The sequence below is a fragment of the Sphingobacterium bovisgrunnientis genome (genome assembly GCF_009829085.1).
In the GTDB taxonomy this organism is placed as follows: Bacteria; Bacteroidota; Bacteroidia; order Sphingobacteriales; family Sphingobacteriaceae; genus Sphingobacterium; species Sphingobacterium bovisgrunnientis.
Genome location: NZ_WUQY01000004.1, coordinates 62434 through 82611 on the forward strand (window position 1 = coordinate 62434; position 20178 = coordinate 82611).

The following is a 20178-nucleotide window of genomic DNA, read 5'->3' on the forward strand; positions in this document are numbered from 1 at the left end:
AGTAGATTATTTTATATTTGAACAATAAATCTTACTGGAATGAAAAAAATACTTTTTATAATAGCTCTCGTTTTTCCTGTATTAATTTTTGCGCAAACAAAAGAAGAAAAGATTAAGCAGATTTTGGAAAACCCAAAAGATCCTAACGTGCTTCAAGTTATTCAACGTTTGGATACGTATAATCCGGATTACAAAGAAATGCGTACGTATTTCAAAAAAGTGGATAAATCTGTTCGAAAATCTTTACAAGGAAAGATATTTGATCGGTATTTGAAAGCATTGGAAAATTCCTCTGTAGGGAAAAAGGCTCCAGGAATCACGCAGTTTGATTTAGCAGGGAATCCCTATTCTTTGCAAGATTTAAAAGGTAAATATGTTTTGGTTGATTTTTGGGCTTCCTGGTGTCCTCCATGCCGTGAAGAGAATCCGAAATTAGTGGCGATTTACAATGACTTTAAACACAAAAACTTTGAAATATTAGGCGTTTCTTTTGACAAAGACATCAATGCGTGGAAAAAAGCCATTGAAGATGATAAATTGACATGGAAGCATATTTCGGACTTACAGCATTGGAACAATGGCGCGGCTGGTGTGTATGGTATAAAGGCTATTCCACAAAATGTTTTAGTCAATCCCGAAGGGATAATTGTTGCGCGTAATTTGCATGGCGATGATCTGAGAAAAAAATTGGAAGAGGTATTGAAGTAGGATAAGCAGGAATTGAAAATATAAAATGCTTTATACAATACATCCGGGTAAAGCATTTTTATGTAATAATAAAACAACAAACCTCGCTTAAAAGAGTCTTTAAAGAGGTTTAATATTTTGATTTGTAGACTTTTAGGGGGGTTGTGCAACAGTTACAGATGTTGGTGGCAGTTTTTGTTTTTTATAAGGTTTTCGTTTAGAGTTTTTAATAGTTGATTATAATTTGTATTCATTGTTGCAACAGAAATATTATAAGGTGAACTATAATTTTCAAGATTAAATCTCATCAGTTTTTTTCTCAGCTTGTTGTCTTCTTTCTTAATATATTCCTCTGCATTATTGATTTGAATAATAATTATTTTTACGCTATTGATTTTTAGTTCTGCAAATCCTTCAATATCACCCCATTTTATATATTCGTTTTTTTTAGGGTTCACATTTACTCCATTTTCATCAATTATTAGCATTAATTTATTTTTTAATAACTTTTTTATTGAGACAAAAACACCAAAGCCAAAAAATAAAACTGATGTAATTCCTGAAATTTTTATGAACAGAGGATTTCTGACTCTGTAGCTAGCCATATTTTCAGCATTTAGAAAAAGATAGATACCAAGTATTACAAAAATTAAGGAACCTATTAGTAATAAAAGTGCTTTCTTTTTATTGGAGTAAAATTCTATTTTATTCATTTGTGGACGGGAGTTTGGATCATATATCGCCTAACCTTTAAATATACGCAACTATTTTAAAGTTGCTAGTTCAATATATTGATATACTGCTAAATCTACCGAGTTGTTTAAAAAGGAGGGCTTGTTAGTAAAAGGGTATCTGCGAATTAGCTATAGAATAAGTTAATTTGTTCCTCATTGCGATGAGGGAGGAAGAGAAATCTAAAATTAGTATTGACTAAGATTAAGGATTTAGATTTCTCTCTTTGTTCGAAATGACGGTTAATCTTAAACATTAAGATTACTTCGTCGCAATGACGATTGTCTTAATAGGTCGTGCAACCTACCCAAATAACGCCCTAAATATATCTTCTAATTTTGCTACAGGTCGGATAGCGATATTGTATTTCTTCGGATCTAGTCCTTTGGTATTGTGTTTTGGGATAAAAATTCCTTCAAATCCTAATTTCTCGGCTTCTGCTATACGTTGTTCGATACGGTTTACAGCGCGTATTTCACCGGATAAACCTACTTCTCCAGCAAAAGTAATATTTGTTGGCAATGCGATATCTTGTTGTGAGGAAATTATGGCTGCGATGACAGCCAAATCAATTGCAGGATCTTCTACACGTAGACCTCCTGTAATATTTAAAAATACATCCTGTGCACTTAGACGAAAACCAAAACGTTTTTCTAATACAGCTAGGAGCATATTCAATCTTTTGGTGTCAAATCCCGTAGAACTACGCTGTGGCGTACCAAAGGCAGAATTTCCGACCAAAGCCTGTACTTCTATCATCAATGGACGAATGCCTTCGAGCATCGTAGCAATTGCTACACCGCTAGTTGGTTCGTCGCGTTGAGAAATCATGATTTCGGAAGGATTGGACACCTCACGCAATCCCGAACCTTGCATTTCATAGATTCCTAATTCGGATGACGAGCCAAAACGATTTTTAACCGCACGTAAGATGCGGTACACGTGGTGACGATCACCTTCAAATTGCAATACGGTATCGACCATATGTTCCAACACTTTTGGACCAGCGATAGAACCATCTTTCGTAATGTGTCCTACAATAAATACAGGAACATTGCTCTCTTTTGCATAGCGTAATAATTCCGCAGTACATTCACGAACTTGCGAAACAGATCCTGGTGCAGATTCTATTTGTTGCGAATGCAAAGTTTGGATAGAGTCAATCACAACCAAATTCGGTTCAACTACTTCCGCTTGTTTGAATATATTTTGCGTTGAAGTTTCTGTTAAGATATAGCAGTTTGCTTTCGAATGTTGGGAAAGACGTTCTGCACGCATTTTAATTTGTTGTTCGCTCTCTTCTCCGGAAATATATAATACCTTAATCTGTGGTATAGAAAGTGCCAATTGCAACATCAATGTGGATTTACCAATGCCCGGCTCGCCGCCAATCAAAACCAAAGAACCTGGAACAATTCCACCTCCCAATACACGGTTAAATTCTTTGTCTGGTGTGATGATGCGCTGCTCTTCACTGTAAACAATTTCGTGAATGATGGCGGCTTTGTTCTGTCTTTTTGGTGAGCCGATTGTTGTCGTACTACGCCATTCGGGTACGCGCGAAGACGCTGGAGCAACTACTTCTTCTACAAAAGTATTCCATTGCTTGCACGATGGACATTGTCCAAGCCACTTAGGCGATTCATTGCCGCAAGATTGACAGAAATATGCCGATTTTGATTTTGCCATTAGGCTAAATTACTAAATTTTGAAAGTCACCAAAAAATATTTGCTGCAAGTTGTAACAATATCTACTTATTTTCGACCTATTAGCAATTATGAAAAAAGAAATCGAAAACGAGTTTACTAGTTTGCTGGAGTTACACCAAAATATCTTGCACAAGATATGTAAGTTCTATACCACGGATATCGATTCGCATAAAGATTTATTTCAGGAGATGGCCATTCAGATTTGGAAGGCTTACCCAACTTTCAGAGGCGATGCCAAATTTACGACTTGGGCTTATAGAATAGGGTTGAATACAGCCATTACGCTATATCGTGGTTCAAAACGAAAAGTAAGCACCGTTAAATGGGATATTTCGATTGAAAATATGCGATACGAAGAATACAATTCGGACGAAGAGCGCCAATTGCAACTCATCTATGCAGCCGTTAGGCAACTGAATGACATCGAAAAGGCAATGATCTATATGTATCTGGAAGATAAGGATTATGGCGAAATTTCGGAAACTCTGGGTATTAGCGAAGTGAATGCAAGAGTAAAAATGAACCGTATTAAAACTAGAATTAAAACTAAAATTGCTCAACAAGGAGGATTATCATGAATGAATTAGATTTATTAAAAACACATTGGCAAAAAGAAGAAGACTTTATAAAATTCAAACAAGAAGATATTATTACGATGATTCACAAAAGTTCGTCATCTATCGTAAAATGGCTGTTGATAATCTGTTCTTCAGAATTATTGCTGGGGTTAAGTTTATCTTTATTTCCTTTTTTTATATTTGAAATTCCTAATGAATTAACTATAGAATTTATTACTAATTGGGTGTTTGCAATTGCTTTTTATATCGTAATTATTTATTTCATATTTAGTTTCTTAAAATTATATAAAAGCATCAAAAGTTTTCAAAGCACAAAATTGTTACTTGATGGTATACTAGCAGTTCGAAAGAATACTGATCGTTATATCAAGTTTAATTTATTATGGTTGGTAGTTGCATTTATTAATCAGTACGTTTTTTTCTTAATTAAGGAACGTAATGAAATAGCAATATGGGGTAAAATTATATTTATAAGTGTGTTTTTAATTTTGTTTTTTCTGCTAATCAGAAAATTAGTAAAACTTTACTACAAATTGGTGTATGGATTCTTGTTAAAGAAATTGATGATAAATTACGATCATTTAATAGCAATAGATTCAGAAGAAAATTCTTAAACAAGCCTACCATTTTTATTCCAACACATTCAAAATAAAAGATTGTTTTAATATTTACTTACTATTCGAGCATAACTATTAATATTTGATTTCAAGTGCATTGGCAACTCCCCGTTTTTCCTTAGTTTAGAATATCTAATTCATTATTAATTAACTGTTATATGATAAAAATACATTCCAAATCAATCTACTTACTGCTTCTATTCACTGTATTCGGTTTTTCATCTTTTGCACAGGCAACACAAGATTCAATGAGCGCAGCTCCTTTATTCAAAGATGGTCAAGCGCAAATTGTACCTGCTTTTCAGGATGCGAAGAAATGGATACGCCATGACTTGTGGGTAGAAACTACATTTGATACGGATGGTGATGGAAAGCTTGACCGTATGCATGTGAGTGTTACACGTCCTTATCAAACAGAAAACAAGGAATTGAAATTGCCTGTTATCTACGAAACAAGTCCGTATTATGCAGGTGTAGCAGATGATATAGACGGCATCATGTGGGACGTAAATCATGAACTTGGTACTAAACCACCTAAACCTCGTGTGCATCCAAATGTAGTGCGAACAGGTAAAAGACCTATTATTTCAAATACTTTAATTGGGACATGGGTTCCTCGTGGATTTATCGTTGTGCATTCTTCTTCTCCGGGTACAGGTCTATCACAAGGTTCACCAACAGTAGGCGGTATTAATGAATCCTTAGCTCCCAAAGCTGTCATTGAATGGCTTTCCGGCAAAGATAATGGCTATACAACCCCTGATGGAGAAGAGAAAATAAACGCATTTTGGAGTACAGGCAATGTCGGAATGACGGGAACTTCCTACAATGGCACGCTTCCAATAGCTGCTGCGACTACTGGAGTTGAAGGATTGAAGGCGATAATTCCAGTTGCGCCAAATACTTCCTACTACCATTATTACCGTTCCAATGGTTTGGTGCGTAGTCCAGGTGGTTATTTGGGTGAGGACGTTGATGTATTGTACGATTTTATTCATAGTGGGGCAGAAGATAAGAGAGCTTATAATAATAAGACGTATCGCGATGGCGAAATATTCAATGGTATAGATAGAGCAAGTGGAGATTATAATGCTTTTTGGGCGGGTCGTGACTATTTGAATGCGATGAAAAACTTTAAGGCTGCGTTGTTAATGGCGCATGGTTTCAACGATTGGAACGTAATGCCCGAGCATAGTTATCGTATTTACTATGAAGCAAGAGCAAAAGGATTACCTGTGCAAATCTACTATCACCAAGGGGGGCACGGTGGTGAACCTCCTCATGCAATGATGAACAAATGGTTTACACGTTTTCTATTTAATATTGAAAATGGAGTGGAGAAAGACCCAAAATCTTGGATTGTACGTGAAAATGACAAACAAAACAATCCTACATCTTATGCTGATTATCCTAACCCTGCGGCTACAGATGTCAAGCTGTATTTGGGGAAGGGAGGCAATTCCGCAGGAACATTGCAATTGGTGAAACCAACAACTAAAAGCAAAGAAGTATTGGTAGATGATGTCTCTTTTTCGGGTAAAGATTTGGCAACGGCTAAAGAGTCTGAAAATCGTTTATTATACGTAAGTCCTGTGCTAAAACAAGACTTGCATATCTCAGGTATTGCTAGTGTATCAGTTAAATTAGCCGCAAGCAAATCTGCTGCGAATTTCTCTGTGTGGTTGGTCGCACTACCTTGGTCGGCTGATGAAAAATCCAAAATAACAGATAACATCATTACACGCGGTTGGGCAGATCCCCAAAATTATAAGTCAATTACCAAAGGAATTCCTTTAAAGGCGGGTAAATTCTATGACTTGAAATTTGATTTACAACCCGATGATCAAATTATACCAGCTGGCAAGCAAATTGGTTTAATGCTTTTCTCAAGTGATAAAGAATTTACGTTATGGCCAAAAGCTGGAACAGAAATTACAATAGACTTAAATGGAACAAGCATTAGCTTACCAATTGTAGGCGGTAAAGAGTCGTTTTTGAAGGCTACGGAATAAGTTATCACTAGTATATAAGAAGCGTTACCATATTAAATGTTAACGCTTCTTTTGTTAAACCTAGATTATGCATTAGCTTTTGATATTTTGTTGTAAGTATTTAACTTTAAGTATCTTATTTGTGTAATAATGTTCACCATTATGGTTAATTTGCCAATTGAATATTCAGACAAGCCCGTTACTGCTTTTGGAGGTATGAGTTTATTGAAACGCCTAGTTGATAAAGTTGGGATTATGGAACAACCTTCCCAGCTCTCGCTTCCATCCCCAGGCTCCAATCGAGGTTATAAACCTGAAGACTTAATCTTATCGTTTTGGCTTGGGATTTGGACAGGTGCTTCTCGTTATATTCATTGTGATTGGTTACGTCATGATAAGGTGTTGCAAGATATTTTCTGTTTGAAACAGATGCCCTCTCAAAGTACTTATAGTCGATATTTTGGTGAATTTAATCAAAGGGTAAACACCGAAGTATTCCCCGTTCTTCAAGACTGGTTTATGAATCAGTTTGATATCAATAACATCACTGTTGACTTCTATAGTACAGTTATTACCCGTCATGGAGAACAAGAAGGTAGTGCCAAAGGTTATAATCCTAATAAACGAGGTCGTAACTCACATCATCCCTTGATGGCTTTTATCAGTCAAACTCGCATGGTCGCTAATGCGTGGTTGCGCCCCGGTAATACAGCAGCAAGTTCTTCTTGTGTTAGTTTTATGCGAGAAACTTTTGAGCAATGTCTTAGCAGTAAAAAAGTAGGTTTGGTACGCGCAGATAGCGGATTTTATACAGAAGATATTTTATCCTATCTGGAAGAAGAAAAAAAAAACTATGTGATTGCTGTTCGTATGTATTCGACGGTAAAATCTGAGGTATTAGGTAATCGTGAGTGGATCTCTCTAGCTAAAGGTATTGAGCTTTCTGAAATGCGGTTTTCCCATCCTAATGGAAAACCCCATCGGTACATCATCGTTAAAAAACGTATGGAAGAAAGACCTAATAGTGGAGGGAAGTTATTCGAAGACCTTCCTGGATATCGATTCAGTTGTTATGTTACTAACTTGGATCTACCTCTAGATCAAATATGGAATTTGTATAACAGCAGAGCGGATTGTGAAAATAGAATCAAAGAACTTAAACAGGATTTTGGTTTAGAAAACTTCTGTCTAAAGGATTTTTGGGCTACAGAGGCTTCCTTCAGAATGATCATAGTAGCTTATAACTTAATCAGTTTATTCCGACATTTTGCACTTAATGAACGCAATACGGCAACACATCGAACATTGAAATCCTATTGCTTTGCATTAGGAGCTTGGACGGCTAACCATGCTGGAAAGAAGGTGCTAAAAATAGCATTACCTGTAAAAAGAAGACAATGGATGGACTCAATATTTACCAAAATTGAAAACCTTCCCCCTAAGCTTAATTATTCCTAATGCATATTGCGGGTTAAATAGTGTTAATAACAACTAATTTTCATTTTCTGCTGTAACCCTTTATGTTTTATTATCGTCTTATAGTAAAAGCAAGTTATTATGAAACAAAATAGAATTAAAATTTTAGGCTTATTAGTAGCCTTTATAGCATTATCAATTCAAGCAATGGCTCAACAAGTGATTACAAAACAAGATTTGTCCATATTTCCAAAGCCAGAAGCAGGATATAAGAAAGTCATTATAGAAGTGCCGCATTCGGATAAAGATGACCAGAAGAAAATAGAATTTTCAGTTGGTAAATGGATGGAAGTGGATGGCTGTAATTATTTTAATTTACAAGGCACTTTGGAGACAAAAGATTTGCAAGGTTGGGGATACAACTATTATGTATTCAAAACAAATGGTCAAGTTACTTCCACGATGATAGGTTGTCCTGATGCCGCAAAAAGAAATCTTTTTGTAACGGCGCAGCCCGAAATGGTTCGTTATAATGGGAAATTGCCGATTATAATTTACGTCCCTGAAGATTATCAAGTACAATTCATAATATACAAAGCTGAAGAGGAAACATACTTTGCAGCAGAAGAAAGATCAAAATAATTTTTAATGTTTTCTATAAAATAACAAAGCCTCGAATCACTGATTCGAGGCTTTGTTATTTTATAGTATGATTCCAATATTATTGGTATTTTTTAGCATTCACTTTACGCTCATTCTCTGTTAAGTGAATTTTACGTAAACGAATTGATTGCGGAGTTACCTCAATGTATTCATCAGCTTGGATGTACTCCATACATTCTTCTAGAGAGAATTTAATAGCTGGTGCAATACGTGTATTGTCATCCGTACCTGAAGCACGCATATTCGTTAATTGTTTTCCTTTAACAATGTTAATCGTTAAATCATTATCGCGGATGTGCTCGCCTAAGATTTGACCTTCATAGATGTCTGCTCCTGGATCAACAAAGAATTTACCACGATCTTGTAATTTATCAATAGAGTAAGCTGTTGTAGTACCTTTATCCAATGAGATCAATACACCGTGAAGACGTCCAGGAATAGTTCCTTTCCAAGGCTCGTAACCTTTTAGACGGTGCGCCATTACAGCCTCACCAGCAGTAGCAGTCAATACGTTGTTACGTAAACCGATGATACCACGTGAAGGGATTTCGAACTCTAAGTGTTGCATTTCACCTTTAGTTTCCATGATCAACAACTCACCTTTACGTTGTGTTACCAATTCGATCACTTTACCCGAAACTTCAGCAGGAACATCAACTACTAATACCTCGATAGGCTCACATTTTTTGCCGTCGATCTCTTTCAAGATTACTTGAGGTTGACCTACTTGCAATTCGTAACCTTCACGACGCATAGTTTCGATTAATACTGATAAGTGAAGAATACCGCGACCATATACCAACCACGCATCAGGAGATTCTGTAGGAACTACACGTAATGCTAAGTTTTTTTCTAATTCTTTTTGTAAACGATCATGTATGTGACGAGAAGTAACCAATTTACCTTCTTTACCGAAGAATGGAGAGTTATTAATCGTGAACAACATGTTCATCGTAGGCTCATCGATGCTGATAACTTCTAATTGCTCAGGATTTTCAAAATCTGCGATAGTATCACCAATGTCAAAACCTTCGATACCCACAACCGCACAAATATCACCACAAGCTACTTCAGCAACACGACGACGGCCTAAGCCCTCGAAAGTATGCAATTCTTTTACACGTGATTTAACAATTTTACCATCACGTTTTACTAATGAAATAGGCTGGTTTTCTTTGATTGTACCACGTGCAACACGACCAATAGCGATACGACCTACGAAAGTAGAATAGTCTAATGACGTGATTTGCATTTGTAATGTACCTTCCACAAATGGAGAAGGAGGGAAGTGATCGATGATGGCATCTAACAATTCAGAAACATCCTCTTTAGGTTCTTTCCAATCTGTAGACATCCAACCATTTTTAGATGATCCGTATAATACTGGGAATGCTAATTGCTCTTCTGTAGCATCTAAGCTAAAGAACAAATCAAAAACATTCTCATAAACTTCTTCTGGACGACAGTTTTCTTTATCTACTTTGTTAACAACAACAAGCGGTTTTAAGCCTAAAGCTAAAGCTTTTTGTGTCACGAAACGAGTTTGAGGCATTGGGCCTTCAAACGCATCTACTAATAACACAACACCATCAGCCATTTTCAATACACGCTCTACCTCACCACCGAAATCGGCGTGACCTGGTGTATCAATAACGTTAATTTTAACGCCTTTATATTGAACTGAAACGTTTTTAGCAACGATTGTAATACCGCGTTCACGTTCTAGATCATTGTTATCTAAAATTAAATCACCTGTACCATCATTATCTCTAAAAAGATTTGTGAAATGTAAGATTTTGTCTACTAGCGTAGTTTTCCCGTGATCGACGTGAGCGATAATCGCGATATTTCTAATATTTTGCATTGAGCGATAATGTATTATAAAATAATTTGAGGTGCAAAGATACTAAAAGAGAATAGAAAATTTATGATTTTTTTTAACCTATTGTATTAGGTCTCATTAGATTATTGAATTTTTGGTCTTAATTGAACCGAGCCAACAGGTAATAATATTTTATAATCTAGCTTAATAAGATATAAATGTTACACTGAATGCATTAGAATACCTATTCATAGTTATTTAATGGATTGATAATGTGGGGTATATTTGGTTTGTGAAATCACTTTTAACTACTGCCACGATGGAAAAACAAAAACATAAGCTTATCTATGTCAAGCCAATCATTAAGGTTGATAAAGTTAAATCAGGGTTGTTTTCTGTAAATAAAGCTATTTCCAAAGATAAACGTAGAGGAGTGGAAAAGTTGAATTAGGACACTTTCAATCATTATTTAAATCAAACTATATAAAGGGGCCATTAAGAAATTATGACCCCTATTACTTTAGTAATACTTATATTAAGTGACGCCCGACTCTTTTTCCACTTTGTTAGTGCAAAGAGATTAATCAGGTTTATTGTATTGCCCCATAAATAAAATGAGTCCAGATGAAGCTTCACGTAATAAGAAGATGAAAGGTTCGTCGTATTTAATTCTTGTTGGGACGCTTGAACTAATCGAACTATAAGTCATTTCTACTACCGTAACTGTTGCTGCTTCTGATCCTGCTTCATGCACATCAATCACTGCCTTTTGTCTTACTTTATCTATAAAAAGTCGCTTATTATCTGCCATCCTTGAAAAATCAGCCACATTATAGAATGCATCAGCATTATAGAATGCATCAGCCATACCAAATTGTTGTAACATATTATTTAATTCGATTTCATATTCAAATTTAAATTTTGGCATTGAGAGAATTAGAGAGGCATCTTTGAATTGGTTATCCATTTCTTGAACAGCTTCATTTCTAGTGAATTTTTCTTGCAATGTTTTTAATGTCGAATTTGATGAAGGCTTAACTATTATCATTTCAAATTTCTTGTCTTTATAAGGAAGCTTCACCGCTTGATATGAAGTTGTTGTGGCCATTTCAAAACTATGGGTAATTTCCATAAAGTCAGTTTGAACTGTATTCCCAGCTTGAAGGTAAAAAGTATCTTTCTTCGTTTTTCCTTTATCAAATTTTTTATCCCATTCGCCTTTGAAATAAATAGCATTTACAAGAAGCATTTTCATTCCGGCAGGAAGATTTGGAAAGAATTCTGGAATCATCTGCTCGGTTTTTCGGCCAATAAATCCATTTATATCCTTTAAGGTTTCATCCGCTTTGCTGTAATCCAGCACGGCTATTCTTGATTTATAATCTTCCGTAACCGTACTTTTGAAAGTGGGTAGTATATTGAGATCGGGAGTATGCCATATTCCGTAAGCTATGTTTAACTTCGTGGAATTGCTAATAAATGGTAAGGTAGTTAGCAATTTATATTGATAGTTATTTATTTGGTCTTCAGAAAATTTATCAAAATTTAATGCCTTATACATTTGTTCATACGTATTACCGGCAGCACCATTTGCTGTCATAGACAATACCGAACTCATACTTACGCCTGAATAAAATAGATTTTCATTAGGTTTTAAATCATTACTTAGGAGTCCATAAGCTTTCAAGGTAAATTCATTGCTAGCTTTTGCAATTTCCTTCTCTTGAGCAGAGAAATCTAAAGATTTTTCTTCAAAAATTTCAGTGGACTTTTTACAAGAAGTAGCGATTACTAAGGTGAACATTGCCGCTAATATGGCAGTATTGATAGCTTTATTCATAATCAAGTTTTTTGGTTAAAACCATAACGAATGAATATAGGTAATTGCTACAAGAGAACAAAAAATAAGAGATTCAGCAAATCTGAATCTCTTATATAGTATAAAATTAGAGATATTTTATTTAATCACACCTAGCTCTTTACCCACTTTGGTAAATGCAGCTATAGCCTTATCCAAATGTGCGATGTCGTGTCCAGCAGATATTTGGGTACGGATACGCGCTTTACCTTGGGGAACTACAGGGTAGTAGAAGCCAATAACGTAAATGCCTTCTTCCAACATTTTGGCCGCAAATTCTTGTGCTAACTTGGCATCGTACAACATTACTGGTACGATAGGGTGAAAACCAGGTTGGATATCAAATCCCGCTTCCGTCATTTTCTCACGGAAATATTTCGTATTTGACTCCAACTTATCACGAAGTTCAGTCGTTTCACTCAACATATCCAATACTGCAACAGAAGCACCTGCGATAGCTGGAGCCAAGGTATTGGAGAATAAATAAGGACGAGAGCGCTGACGCAACATATCGATGATTTCTTTTCTGCCAGAAGTAAAACCTCCTGAAGCACCACCTAATGCTTTGCCCAAAGTACCAGTGATAATATCAACACGATCTATTACATCAAATAATTCGTGTGTACCACGACCTGTCTTACCAATAAAACCAGAACAGTGCGACTCGTCGATCATTACTAAAGCATCGTACTTATCTGCCAAATCACAAATTTTATCCAAAGGAGCTATTGATCCATCCATTGAAAATGCACCATCTGTCACGATAATCCTATGTCTTGCGCCAGCAGCAGCTTGTAGTTGTGTTTCCAAATCTGCCATATCGCAGTTTTTATAGCGGAAACGCTGTGCCTTACACAAACGTACGCCATCAATAATCGAAGCGTGATTTAACTCGTCAGAGATTATAGCGTCTTCTGCACCTAATAATGGCTCAAATACACCGCCATTGGCATCAAAAGCAGCGGCATATAAAATCGTATCTTCAGTACCTAAGAATTTAGATAGCTTTGCTTCTAGCTCTTTGTGAATATCTTGTGTACCACAGATAAAACGTACCGATGACATACCATATCCGTGTGTATCGATTGCTTTTTTCGCAGCCTCAATTACTTGAGGGTGTGAAGACAATCCTAAGTAATTGTTAGCACAAAAATTAATCACTTCTTGCCCTGTACTAACTTTGATGTCAGCACCTTGAGGTGTTGTGATAATGCGCTCTTCTTTATATAATCCAGCTTCTTTGATAGCGGCCAACTCTTTTTCTAGCGCCGGCTTTAATGTTTTATACATAGTATATGAGATTAAGTATGAACTACTAAAACAAAGATAGCATATTTACATACTTGAATTTTGTGAAATCGTTTGTGTGATTTTAAATAAAGAAGGCGACAAGATAAAATTGCCGCCTATCCCTAGTTATTAATAGTGTGTTTGTTTATTTTGTGGCTGTCCAAGTTTGAGTTCTTCCTATAAGTGAAAATCCCATATAACCACGTACATTCAATTTGTCTCCGTCTCGCGTGATCGTACATTTATACGTTTTTCCCGATTTTGGATCAGTGATATTGCCTGCTGTATATTCGTTACCCTCTTTTTTCAATCCGCGGATAATCTCTAATCCTAAAAGAGGTTTGTTTTTGCGATCATCTTTACAGTTGACACAATTTTCATTTTCTGGTTTTTGTAACAACTTTACTATCTTTCCATAATATTTTCCATCCGATTTCTTGAATATCTCCACAATAGATTTAGCTTGCCCCGACTCATCATCAATAGTCATCCACTTACCCAAAATATCAGTTGATTGTGCCTGTGCAAAGAATGCTATTAAAAGAATATAGCATGTTATAAGTATCTTTTTCATAATGTTTCCAAATTAGTATATGTAAATATAAAAAATAAAAATTATGCAAGCATAGTATTATAAAAATGTTATGTTTGATTATTACCAAAACCCTTTTGTGTTGGCATTACTTTTGAAGTTGAAAAACTTAGAAATTAACGTATATTTTAAATACATTTGGCATTATGAGATTCATTATTTCTTTACTTCTAACAGGATTGGTTGTTGCGGTGGCGGCATATCTAGTTCCTGGCGCTCAAGTTGCTGGTTTTGGTTGGGCAATTATTACTGGACTTGTTATTGGTTTGGTGAATGCTTTAATTGGCGGACTTTTAAGATTGTTCACATTTCCATTGAATTGGTTGACATTTGGGTTGATCTCTTTTATTATCACGGTATTAATGGTCATGTTAAGTGATTCACTTTTAGGTTCAAAATTTGACGTAGGTGGATTCTGGAATGCAACATTATTTGCTATTGTGGTAGCTGTATTAGAAATGATTATAGGAAAAGTGAGAGGAGACGAAAAATAATATATTTTCAATATGATATTAAAAAGGTCCGTAAATTTTGAAATTTACAGACCTTTTTAATTTAGAAAATCCTCTTGATAAGATTAAGGACTTGTTTAGTTCTACTGTTGTAAGGATACCAAAAGAATTTACTCATAGGGAAGAAGTTAGCCTTTAATGTCGCACGTTCGTGTGAAAAAGATTTAAACCCATAATATCCTAAAGATTGTCCAATACCTGAATTATTCACACCACCAAAAGGTAAATTCGGATGAATGATATGTATCATCGCGTCATTGATGGTTGTACCTCCGGCAGTTGAATTGTTCATAACATGATCTATATATTCTTTTTCGTGACTGAAAATATATAAGGATAAAGGCTTTTCTTTCTTAGCTACTATATCCAACGCTTCTTGAACATCTGTGTAATATAGAATTGGCAATATTGGACCGAAGATTTCATCTTGCATAATCTTTGCGTCTAACGGCAAATTTTTAATCACTGTAGGATGAATGAATAGAGTGGATCTATCATGCTCACCTTTGACAACCCATTTTGTTTCTGAATTTTGGAGTTCGTCCAAATAGCTAATCAGTCTATCGTATTGTTTTTGGTTAATAATACGTGCCAAATCATTGCTTTCTCTTGGATTCTCACCGAAAGCGTTTTGAATTTCTTCCTGTATAGCGTTATCAAAATCTTTTTCAATGGACTTATCCACCAACAAATAATCTGGTGCTATACAGGTCTGACCCATATTGACAAATTTTGCCCAAATCAGGTTGCGTGCTACTTCTTTGATATTAATGTTTTTATCAACAAAAACGGGACTTTTGCCACCCAGTTCTAAGGTGATGTCCGTGAGGTGCTTTGCAGCAGCTTCCATGATTATTTTACCAACAGCTGGAGATCCTGTAAAATGAATTTGATCAAACTTCAGTTTTAGCACATGTGTGGTTTCTTCCACTTCTCCCTCTAAAACAGCGACATGATTTTTGTCAAATAGGTCTGCTAACAACTCTTTTATGACCTTATTTATATGTGGTGTAAACTCGGATAATTTGAGAATGACTGTGTTTCCAGCCGCAATACTACCTGCAAGATGCACAATAGGAAGCTGAAAAGGGTAGTTCCAAGGGGTGATAATTAGTGTATTACCCTTAGGCTCGTAAACCAATTTTGCTGAAGTGGTAGCAAAAAGCAACGAAGTACCAACAGATTTTGGTTTAGCCCATTTCTTTAAATTTTTGATGATATGATTTAGTTCTAAAATGCTTGCTAAAATTTCCGTAGTATCCGTTTCAATAGCTGACTTACGAAAATCATTATAGATAGCCGCTTTTATTTTAGATTCATTTTGGTGGATCAGGTTCTTTAATTTCTTAAGCAAGTTTACTCTTTCGCTAATAGAAATGCGCTTCGCTTGATCTTTAAAAGCGACTTGGGCTTGGTACAACTTGTTTATATAGTCAAAATTTCTGTCCTCCATATGTTTTATATTAAATGGGTTTTAGTTTTTCAGGAGCTATATGCTCGATTAAAGCTCTAGCTAAAATTCTATTGGGGTCAACCGTTGGTATGCCAAAATAAGATTTTTCTGTCAAAGCTAAAGGTAATTCCGTACAAGCTAGAACAATTACTTGTGCACCTTGTTTTTTCAAAGCTGAAATCGCTTGAATCAGGTTGTCCGTTGCTTTGGACGTGACAGGTGATGAAAATGCTTTTATTCCATACTGCTCATTATATATCGCTTCATGCACAAGCGGTTGAAGTTCATCATCTGGTGCAATATTAGAAATACCAAAATTTGATAAAATATCTGCGTACAATCTTGTGTCTCGCGTTCCAGTTGTGCTCAATACGCCAACCATTTTATCGGGGTGGTTGGATTTAATAAACTTTGCGGTTTCTTCTACGATATGCAAAAGCCTGATATTTGATTTGGAATCTTGAAGTTGTCTTGTGATAATATCAAAAATAGCTGGTGCATGTGCCGTATTGCACGGAATGGCAACAACCTCTGCACCTGAATTATCTAATTCCTCAATGATTTTTAATAACGCATAGCCCGGATTTTCATTCGAATTTTGAAGTAAAAACGCTGTTCTATCCGCTATGCGATGCGGTTTTGACGAGAGAATCACAGGTAGATGTTCCTGGTCTTTTGTCGCAATTGTTTCTTCAATGATTTTTTTAAAAATATCGAGTCCCGCTAATGGACCTACTCCTCCTACAATTCCTATCATTTTGTTTAATCTTACATTAATTCGATTTAAGAATATATGTTTAGCCCTCATGCCGGGTAGGCAGTTACTTTTTTCCACAAAAAGTAACCAAAAACTCGTCGCTGTACCGAGTTGCCACAATGTTTCGACATTCCTGCAAATGGCAACTCGCTAAGGCGACATTTTTCACGTTACAACGGTATTTGCATTTACTGAATAGGAGTGTGTTATTTTAAATCTCTCTAGTCAAGCTCGTGGACCTACTCCTCCTACAATTCCTATCATTTTGTTTAATCTTACATTAATTCGATTTAAGAATATATGTTTAGCCCTAATGCCGGGTAGGCAGTTACTTTTTTTCCTCAAAAAGTAACCAAAAACTCGTCGCTAAGGCGACATTTTTCACGTTACAACGGTATTTGCATTTATTGAATAGGAGTGTGTTATTTTAAATCTCTCTAGTCAAGCTCGTGGACATACTCCTCCCACAATTCCTATCATTTTGTTTAATCTAATTCTCCTTCCCGCCAATCGTACGCCCAGAAAGTTTGTTTGTTGTCTAGAAATAGTTGCATTAATTTCTTCATCGCTGGGAAACCTTCGTCCGTATTCATAAAGGCTACTAATGTTTCTTTGGATTTTGGGTATGTAATAAAAAAACAGCGAAATCCTGGATTTGAACCTGTATGCCAATAGGCTGTCCCTTTTTCGTTAATCTGCATTCTAGAAATCAATGCACATGGCACGTATTTGTCCGTAGGATCGATTTCTTTGCCTTTTTTCGCTTGGGAAGCTTTTTCTAACAATAATTTATGCGTAGATTTTTTTAATCCAAATCCTTCAAAGAATACTTTTTGTACAAATTTTGTATAATCCTCGGCTGTGGTATAAAGTGTATATGCAGCGTTAGTTTTGGCGTATTTACTCAATCTTCTTGGTTTTTCTAAGGAATAATGACCATAGGCAGCATTCGATTCTAGAGAATCGTTCCATACGATATTGCTGTTTTTTAAGCCTAAAGGTTGCAAGACTTCTTCCTCTACCAAAGCTTGAAAAGATTTTTTGGTGATATATTCCAAAGTTTCTTGTAGAAAATAAAATCCTTCACCCGAATACATATAATCTGTTCCAGGTTCAAACTGCAAAGTCAAAGGCGTTGCGCGCCATGTCGCAGATGGAACATCGCCTTCCCAATTCAGCAATCCTGTGCGATGTGTGAGCACCATTCGCGCTGTTATTTTTTCAGCTCCAGCAGTGTTGCATAACCTGTTGTAGCTGTAATAACTTAATAAAGGCTTGTCTAATTCAATAACACCTTTATCGAGTAAGCGAAAAAACGTGTAAGCAGCGACAACTTTTGTTAGTGATGCGGCTTGAAATCTTGTGTGCTTATCTATCGCATCAGCTGTATCAAATTTCTTTGTACCATGTGTATACACCTGCATCTTACTCCCCTTGGCGTAAGCAATCTGCATTCCCGGAATTCCGACTTCTTTAGCAATTTCACTAAGCCTTTCTTCTTTGGATTGCGCTTTAGTAACATTAATGCTGCCTACAATAAAGAGCAAAACAAGAAAATTACTTCGAAATAGCTTTTGGTAATTTATCATGATTCAATGCGTTGTATTTTTTCAAAATTTCCAAAGTCTCTTTGATAGGCAGTGCTTTCACTGTACGGTTGTTTATTCCTGTCATATCTTCTGCCATAAACATCGAATTCAACAAGGCTTCTTCCGTTGCTTCCCATACCGCCATAAATAATGCGGAGAGCTCGTCATTATGCACATCCTTCACGTCTATTTCAATTTGATTTTTGTTGTTATACGGCACGCGAACTGCTGGATTTGTAGAGAAAGCTATAGAATAATCGCCCGAACCATTGGAAGAAAATCCCCCAACATTACCAAAGGAAATATATGAACGCTTGGCAAGTCTTTCGAGATTACGCGAAGATAACGGTGCATCCGTAGCAATTATAATCATACACGATCCGTCGGCTTTGTATGGCTCTTTTTTCTCCATCATATAGAAGTTTTGGAGTTCTCTTCCGACAGGAGCACCGTTAATTTGCAATACGCCTCCGAAATTGGATTGCACCAACACACCAACGGTATAGCCGCCTTTGGAAGCAGGTAACTTACGCGAAGCTGTCCCGATGCCGCCTTTGAATCCTAATGTTTCCGTACCCACACCCGCACCAACATTTCCTTCGGCTACAGAACCTGAAGTGGCTTTAGTCAAACTTTGTAATACATGTTGCGCTTGTACATGGCGACCACGAATATCATTAAGCCCGCCATCATTCGTTTCACCGATAACAGAGTTCACTGAGCGCACACGTTCATTTCCGGGAAGTTTAATCATATAATCTATAAGCGCATCTGCAACTTTAGGAGCGTTCAGTGTATTGGTCAATAGGATAGGGGTTTCAATATTTCCCAGTTCTTGAATCTGCGAAATGCCCATCATTTTTCCGAAACCGTTACCGACATAAACTGCAGCAGCAACTTTATCTTGAAAAATATTGCCTTCATGTGGGATAATAGCAGTTACACCCGTGCGAACATTATCGCCTTGTATAACAGAGGTATGACCAACTTTTACGCCAGTAACATCCGTGATAGCATTCCATTTTCCTGTTGGCAGTATACCCGTCGTTATACCCAATTCACGGGCACGACTTCTTTTTTCTTGTGCAAAGGTTTTTGATTCTAATAATGTGCTAAAGCCAATAGCCAAGCACAAGGCAGAGGTAAGTATTTTCATAGGTGGCATTAAAATGCTTGAAAATACTAAAAGAACTTAATAAGGGAAAGTTATATTTTAAAAGAATTGAGGAATTAGGAGATTTGGCGTTGGGGTTCTCGCTGGAAAGACTTAAGCGAGGTTAAATATTTTTGATTTTTAACTTTTAACAGGAGTTGTGGAATGGATACCCTTGTTATGCATTGGCTTTTTTACCATTTCAATTTTCCCTTTTTCCATAAAACGAAAGACATAATATTCAGTAATATCGCTAGCCCTAGAACTGTAAAACCCAACTGATTTTGAAATCCATTGCGAACGAAATATGATTGACCATTTTTGTCAATAAATTGGGAAAACCTATTCAGACCAATATTTCTTGTGTCAGAAGTTTCGTAGTAGTATATGTCAATTTTATCTCCAACTTTTAAGTCGTCTATAGTTTTTTCAGTCGGCTTACTATTTGGCTCATATATCTCAAATAGATAGGGATAGGAGTCAATTTTTAAATAGCGAAAATCCCCTTTGTGTCGTATTGGAAGCTCTCGAAATTCCTTGTCATAGTATTCAATAATTCCTGTCGACTTGTCGTATTCTATCTTGTTTTTTGAGTTGTTGATAGTCACAAAAAGTCCAAGTATAAGGACTATGATTGAAGCGAAAATTACTCCACGAACGCTAATTAATATAGGAATTATCATTCTTTTTTTTCTTTAAGCTTGTGCATAACACCATTATATACGCAATATTAGCTATTTTTCTATAAGTGTAATAAT

Annotated in this window: 19 protein-coding genes; 8 read left to right on the forward strand and 11 right to left on the reverse strand. The window is 36.1% G+C overall.

Annotation, left to right across the window (positions count from 1 at the left end):
- The first annotated feature begins 39 nt into the window (after positions 1 to 39).
- Positions 40 to 708 carry a TlpA family protein disulfide reductase gene (locus GOQ16_RS03545; protein ID WP_160067964.1) on the forward strand — a complete coding sequence of 223 codons (669 nt, stop codon included), beginning with the start codon at positions 40 to 42 and terminating at the stop codon, positions 706 to 708.
- 152 nt (positions 709 to 860) lie between these two features.
- On the opposite strand, the gene GOQ16_RS03550 is transcribed toward GOQ16_RS03545, so the two are convergent.
- Positions 861 to 1400, reverse strand: coding sequence for an STM3941 family protein (locus GOQ16_RS03550; RefSeq protein ID WP_160067966.1), 540 nt, complete (start codon positions 1398 to 1400; stop codon positions 861 to 863).
- 322 nt (positions 1401 to 1722) lie between these two features.
- Positions 1723 to 3108, reverse strand: a complete 1386-nt coding sequence (gene radA, locus GOQ16_RS03555) for a DNA repair protein RadA (protein WP_160067968.1) — start codon at positions 3106 to 3108, stop codon at positions 1723 to 1725.
- 89 nt (positions 3109 to 3197) lie between these two features.
- On the opposite strand from radA, the gene GOQ16_RS03560 reads away from it, so the two are divergent.
- The 5 genes from GOQ16_RS03560 (at position 3198) to GOQ16_RS03580 (ending at position 8373) form a co-directional block, all read left to right on the forward strand.
- Positions 3198 to 3707, forward strand: coding sequence for an RNA polymerase sigma factor (locus GOQ16_RS03560; RefSeq protein WP_160067970.1), 510 nt, complete (start codon positions 3198 to 3200; stop codon positions 3705 to 3707).
- Positions 3704 to 4321: a DUF8845 family protein gene (locus tag GOQ16_RS03565; protein ID WP_160067972.1), complete on the forward strand. Its 618-nt coding sequence runs from the start codon at positions 3704 to 3706 to the stop codon at positions 4319 to 4321. Before GOQ16_RS03560 ends, GOQ16_RS03565 begins: the two co-directional genes overlap by 4 nt.
- 161 nt (positions 4322 to 4482) lie before the next feature.
- On the forward strand, positions 4483 to 6336 hold the full coding sequence (locus GOQ16_RS03570) for a Xaa-Pro dipeptidyl-peptidase (protein WP_160067974.1): 1854 nt from the start codon (positions 4483 to 4485) through the stop codon (positions 6334 to 6336).
- Between the two features lie 129 nt (positions 6337 to 6465).
- The gene (locus GOQ16_RS03575; RefSeq protein WP_160067976.1) at positions 6466 to 7773 is read left to right on the forward strand and encodes an IS1380 family transposase; all 1308 of its coding nucleotides are present in this window, start codon (positions 6466 to 6468) and stop codon (positions 7771 to 7773) included.
- A 99-nt stretch (positions 7774 to 7872) separates the two neighbouring features.
- A complete protein-coding gene (locus GOQ16_RS03580; protein WP_160067978.1) occupies positions 7873 to 8373 on the forward strand; it encodes an ecotin family protein in 501 nt (166 codons plus the stop codon).
- Between the two features lie 79 nt (positions 8374 to 8452).
- Here the strand turns inward: GOQ16_RS03580 and typA are convergent, their stop codons facing one another.
- A complete protein-coding gene (gene typA, locus GOQ16_RS03585; protein ID WP_160067980.1) occupies positions 8453 to 10258 on the reverse strand; it encodes a translational GTPase TypA in 1806 nt (601 codons plus the stop codon).
- A gap of 277 nt (positions 10259 to 10535) precedes the next feature.
- Between typA and GOQ16_RS17995 the strand changes: the two genes are divergently transcribed.
- Positions 10536 to 10667 carry a hypothetical protein gene (locus GOQ16_RS17995; RefSeq protein ID WP_262886246.1) on the forward strand — a complete coding sequence of 44 codons (132 nt, stop codon included), beginning with the start codon at positions 10536 to 10538 and terminating at the stop codon, positions 10665 to 10667.
- Positions 10668 to 10796: 129 nt separating this feature from the next.
- On the opposite strand, the gene GOQ16_RS03590 is transcribed toward GOQ16_RS17995, so the two are convergent.
- The 3 genes from GOQ16_RS03590 to GOQ16_RS03600 form a co-directional block, all read right to left on the reverse strand.
- On the reverse strand, positions 10797 to 12056 hold the full coding sequence (locus tag GOQ16_RS03590; protein WP_160067982.1) for a serpin family protein: 1260 nt from the start codon (positions 12054 to 12056) through the stop codon (positions 10797 to 10799).
- A gap of 117 nt (positions 12057 to 12173) precedes the next feature.
- Positions 12174 to 13364, reverse strand: a complete 1191-nt coding sequence (gene kbl, locus GOQ16_RS03595; RefSeq protein ID WP_160067984.1) for a glycine C-acetyltransferase — start codon at positions 13362 to 13364, stop codon at positions 12174 to 12176.
- Between the two features lie 145 nt (positions 13365 to 13509).
- Positions 13510 to 13938, reverse strand: coding sequence for a DUF2147 domain-containing protein (locus GOQ16_RS03600; RefSeq protein WP_160067986.1), 429 nt, complete (start codon positions 13936 to 13938; stop codon positions 13510 to 13512).
- 164 nt (positions 13939 to 14102) lie between these two features.
- Between GOQ16_RS03600 and GOQ16_RS03605 the strand changes: the two genes are divergently transcribed.
- The gene (locus GOQ16_RS03605) at positions 14103 to 14450 is read left to right on the forward strand and encodes a phage holin family protein (RefSeq protein WP_149914753.1); all 348 of its coding nucleotides are present in this window, start codon (positions 14103 to 14105) and stop codon (positions 14448 to 14450) included.
- 61 nt (positions 14451 to 14511) lie between these two features.
- Here the strand turns inward: GOQ16_RS03605 and GOQ16_RS03610 are convergent, their stop codons facing one another.
- The 5 genes from GOQ16_RS03610 to GOQ16_RS03630 all read right to left on the reverse strand — a co-directional run bounded on the left by GOQ16_RS03610 (position 14512) and on the right by GOQ16_RS03630 (position 20103).
- Positions 14512 to 15921, reverse strand: coding sequence for an aldehyde dehydrogenase family protein (locus GOQ16_RS03610; RefSeq protein WP_160067988.1), 1410 nt, complete (start codon positions 15919 to 15921; stop codon positions 14512 to 14514).
- A gap of 10 nt (positions 15922 to 15931) precedes the next feature.
- Entirely contained in the window at positions 15932 to 16678 is a 747-nt protein-coding gene (locus tag GOQ16_RS03615; RefSeq protein WP_160067990.1) for an aspartate/glutamate racemase family protein, read from the reverse strand.
- A 485-nt stretch (positions 16679 to 17163) separates the two neighbouring features.
- The gene (locus GOQ16_RS03620) at positions 17164 to 18267 is read right to left on the reverse strand and encodes a serine hydrolase domain-containing protein (RefSeq protein WP_160067992.1); all 1104 of its coding nucleotides are present in this window, start codon (positions 18265 to 18267) and stop codon (positions 17164 to 17166) included.
- The gene (locus GOQ16_RS03625) at positions 18236 to 19423 is read right to left on the reverse strand and encodes a DmpA family aminopeptidase (RefSeq protein WP_160067994.1); all 1188 of its coding nucleotides are present in this window, start codon (positions 19421 to 19423) and stop codon (positions 18236 to 18238) included. Before GOQ16_RS03625 ends, GOQ16_RS03620 begins: the two co-directional genes overlap by 32 nt.
- Positions 19424 to 19614: 191 nt before the next feature.
- A complete protein-coding gene (locus GOQ16_RS03630) occupies positions 19615 to 20103 on the reverse strand; it encodes a hypothetical protein (protein WP_160067996.1) in 489 nt (162 codons plus the stop codon).
- Positions 20104 to 20178: the final 75 nt, after the last annotated feature.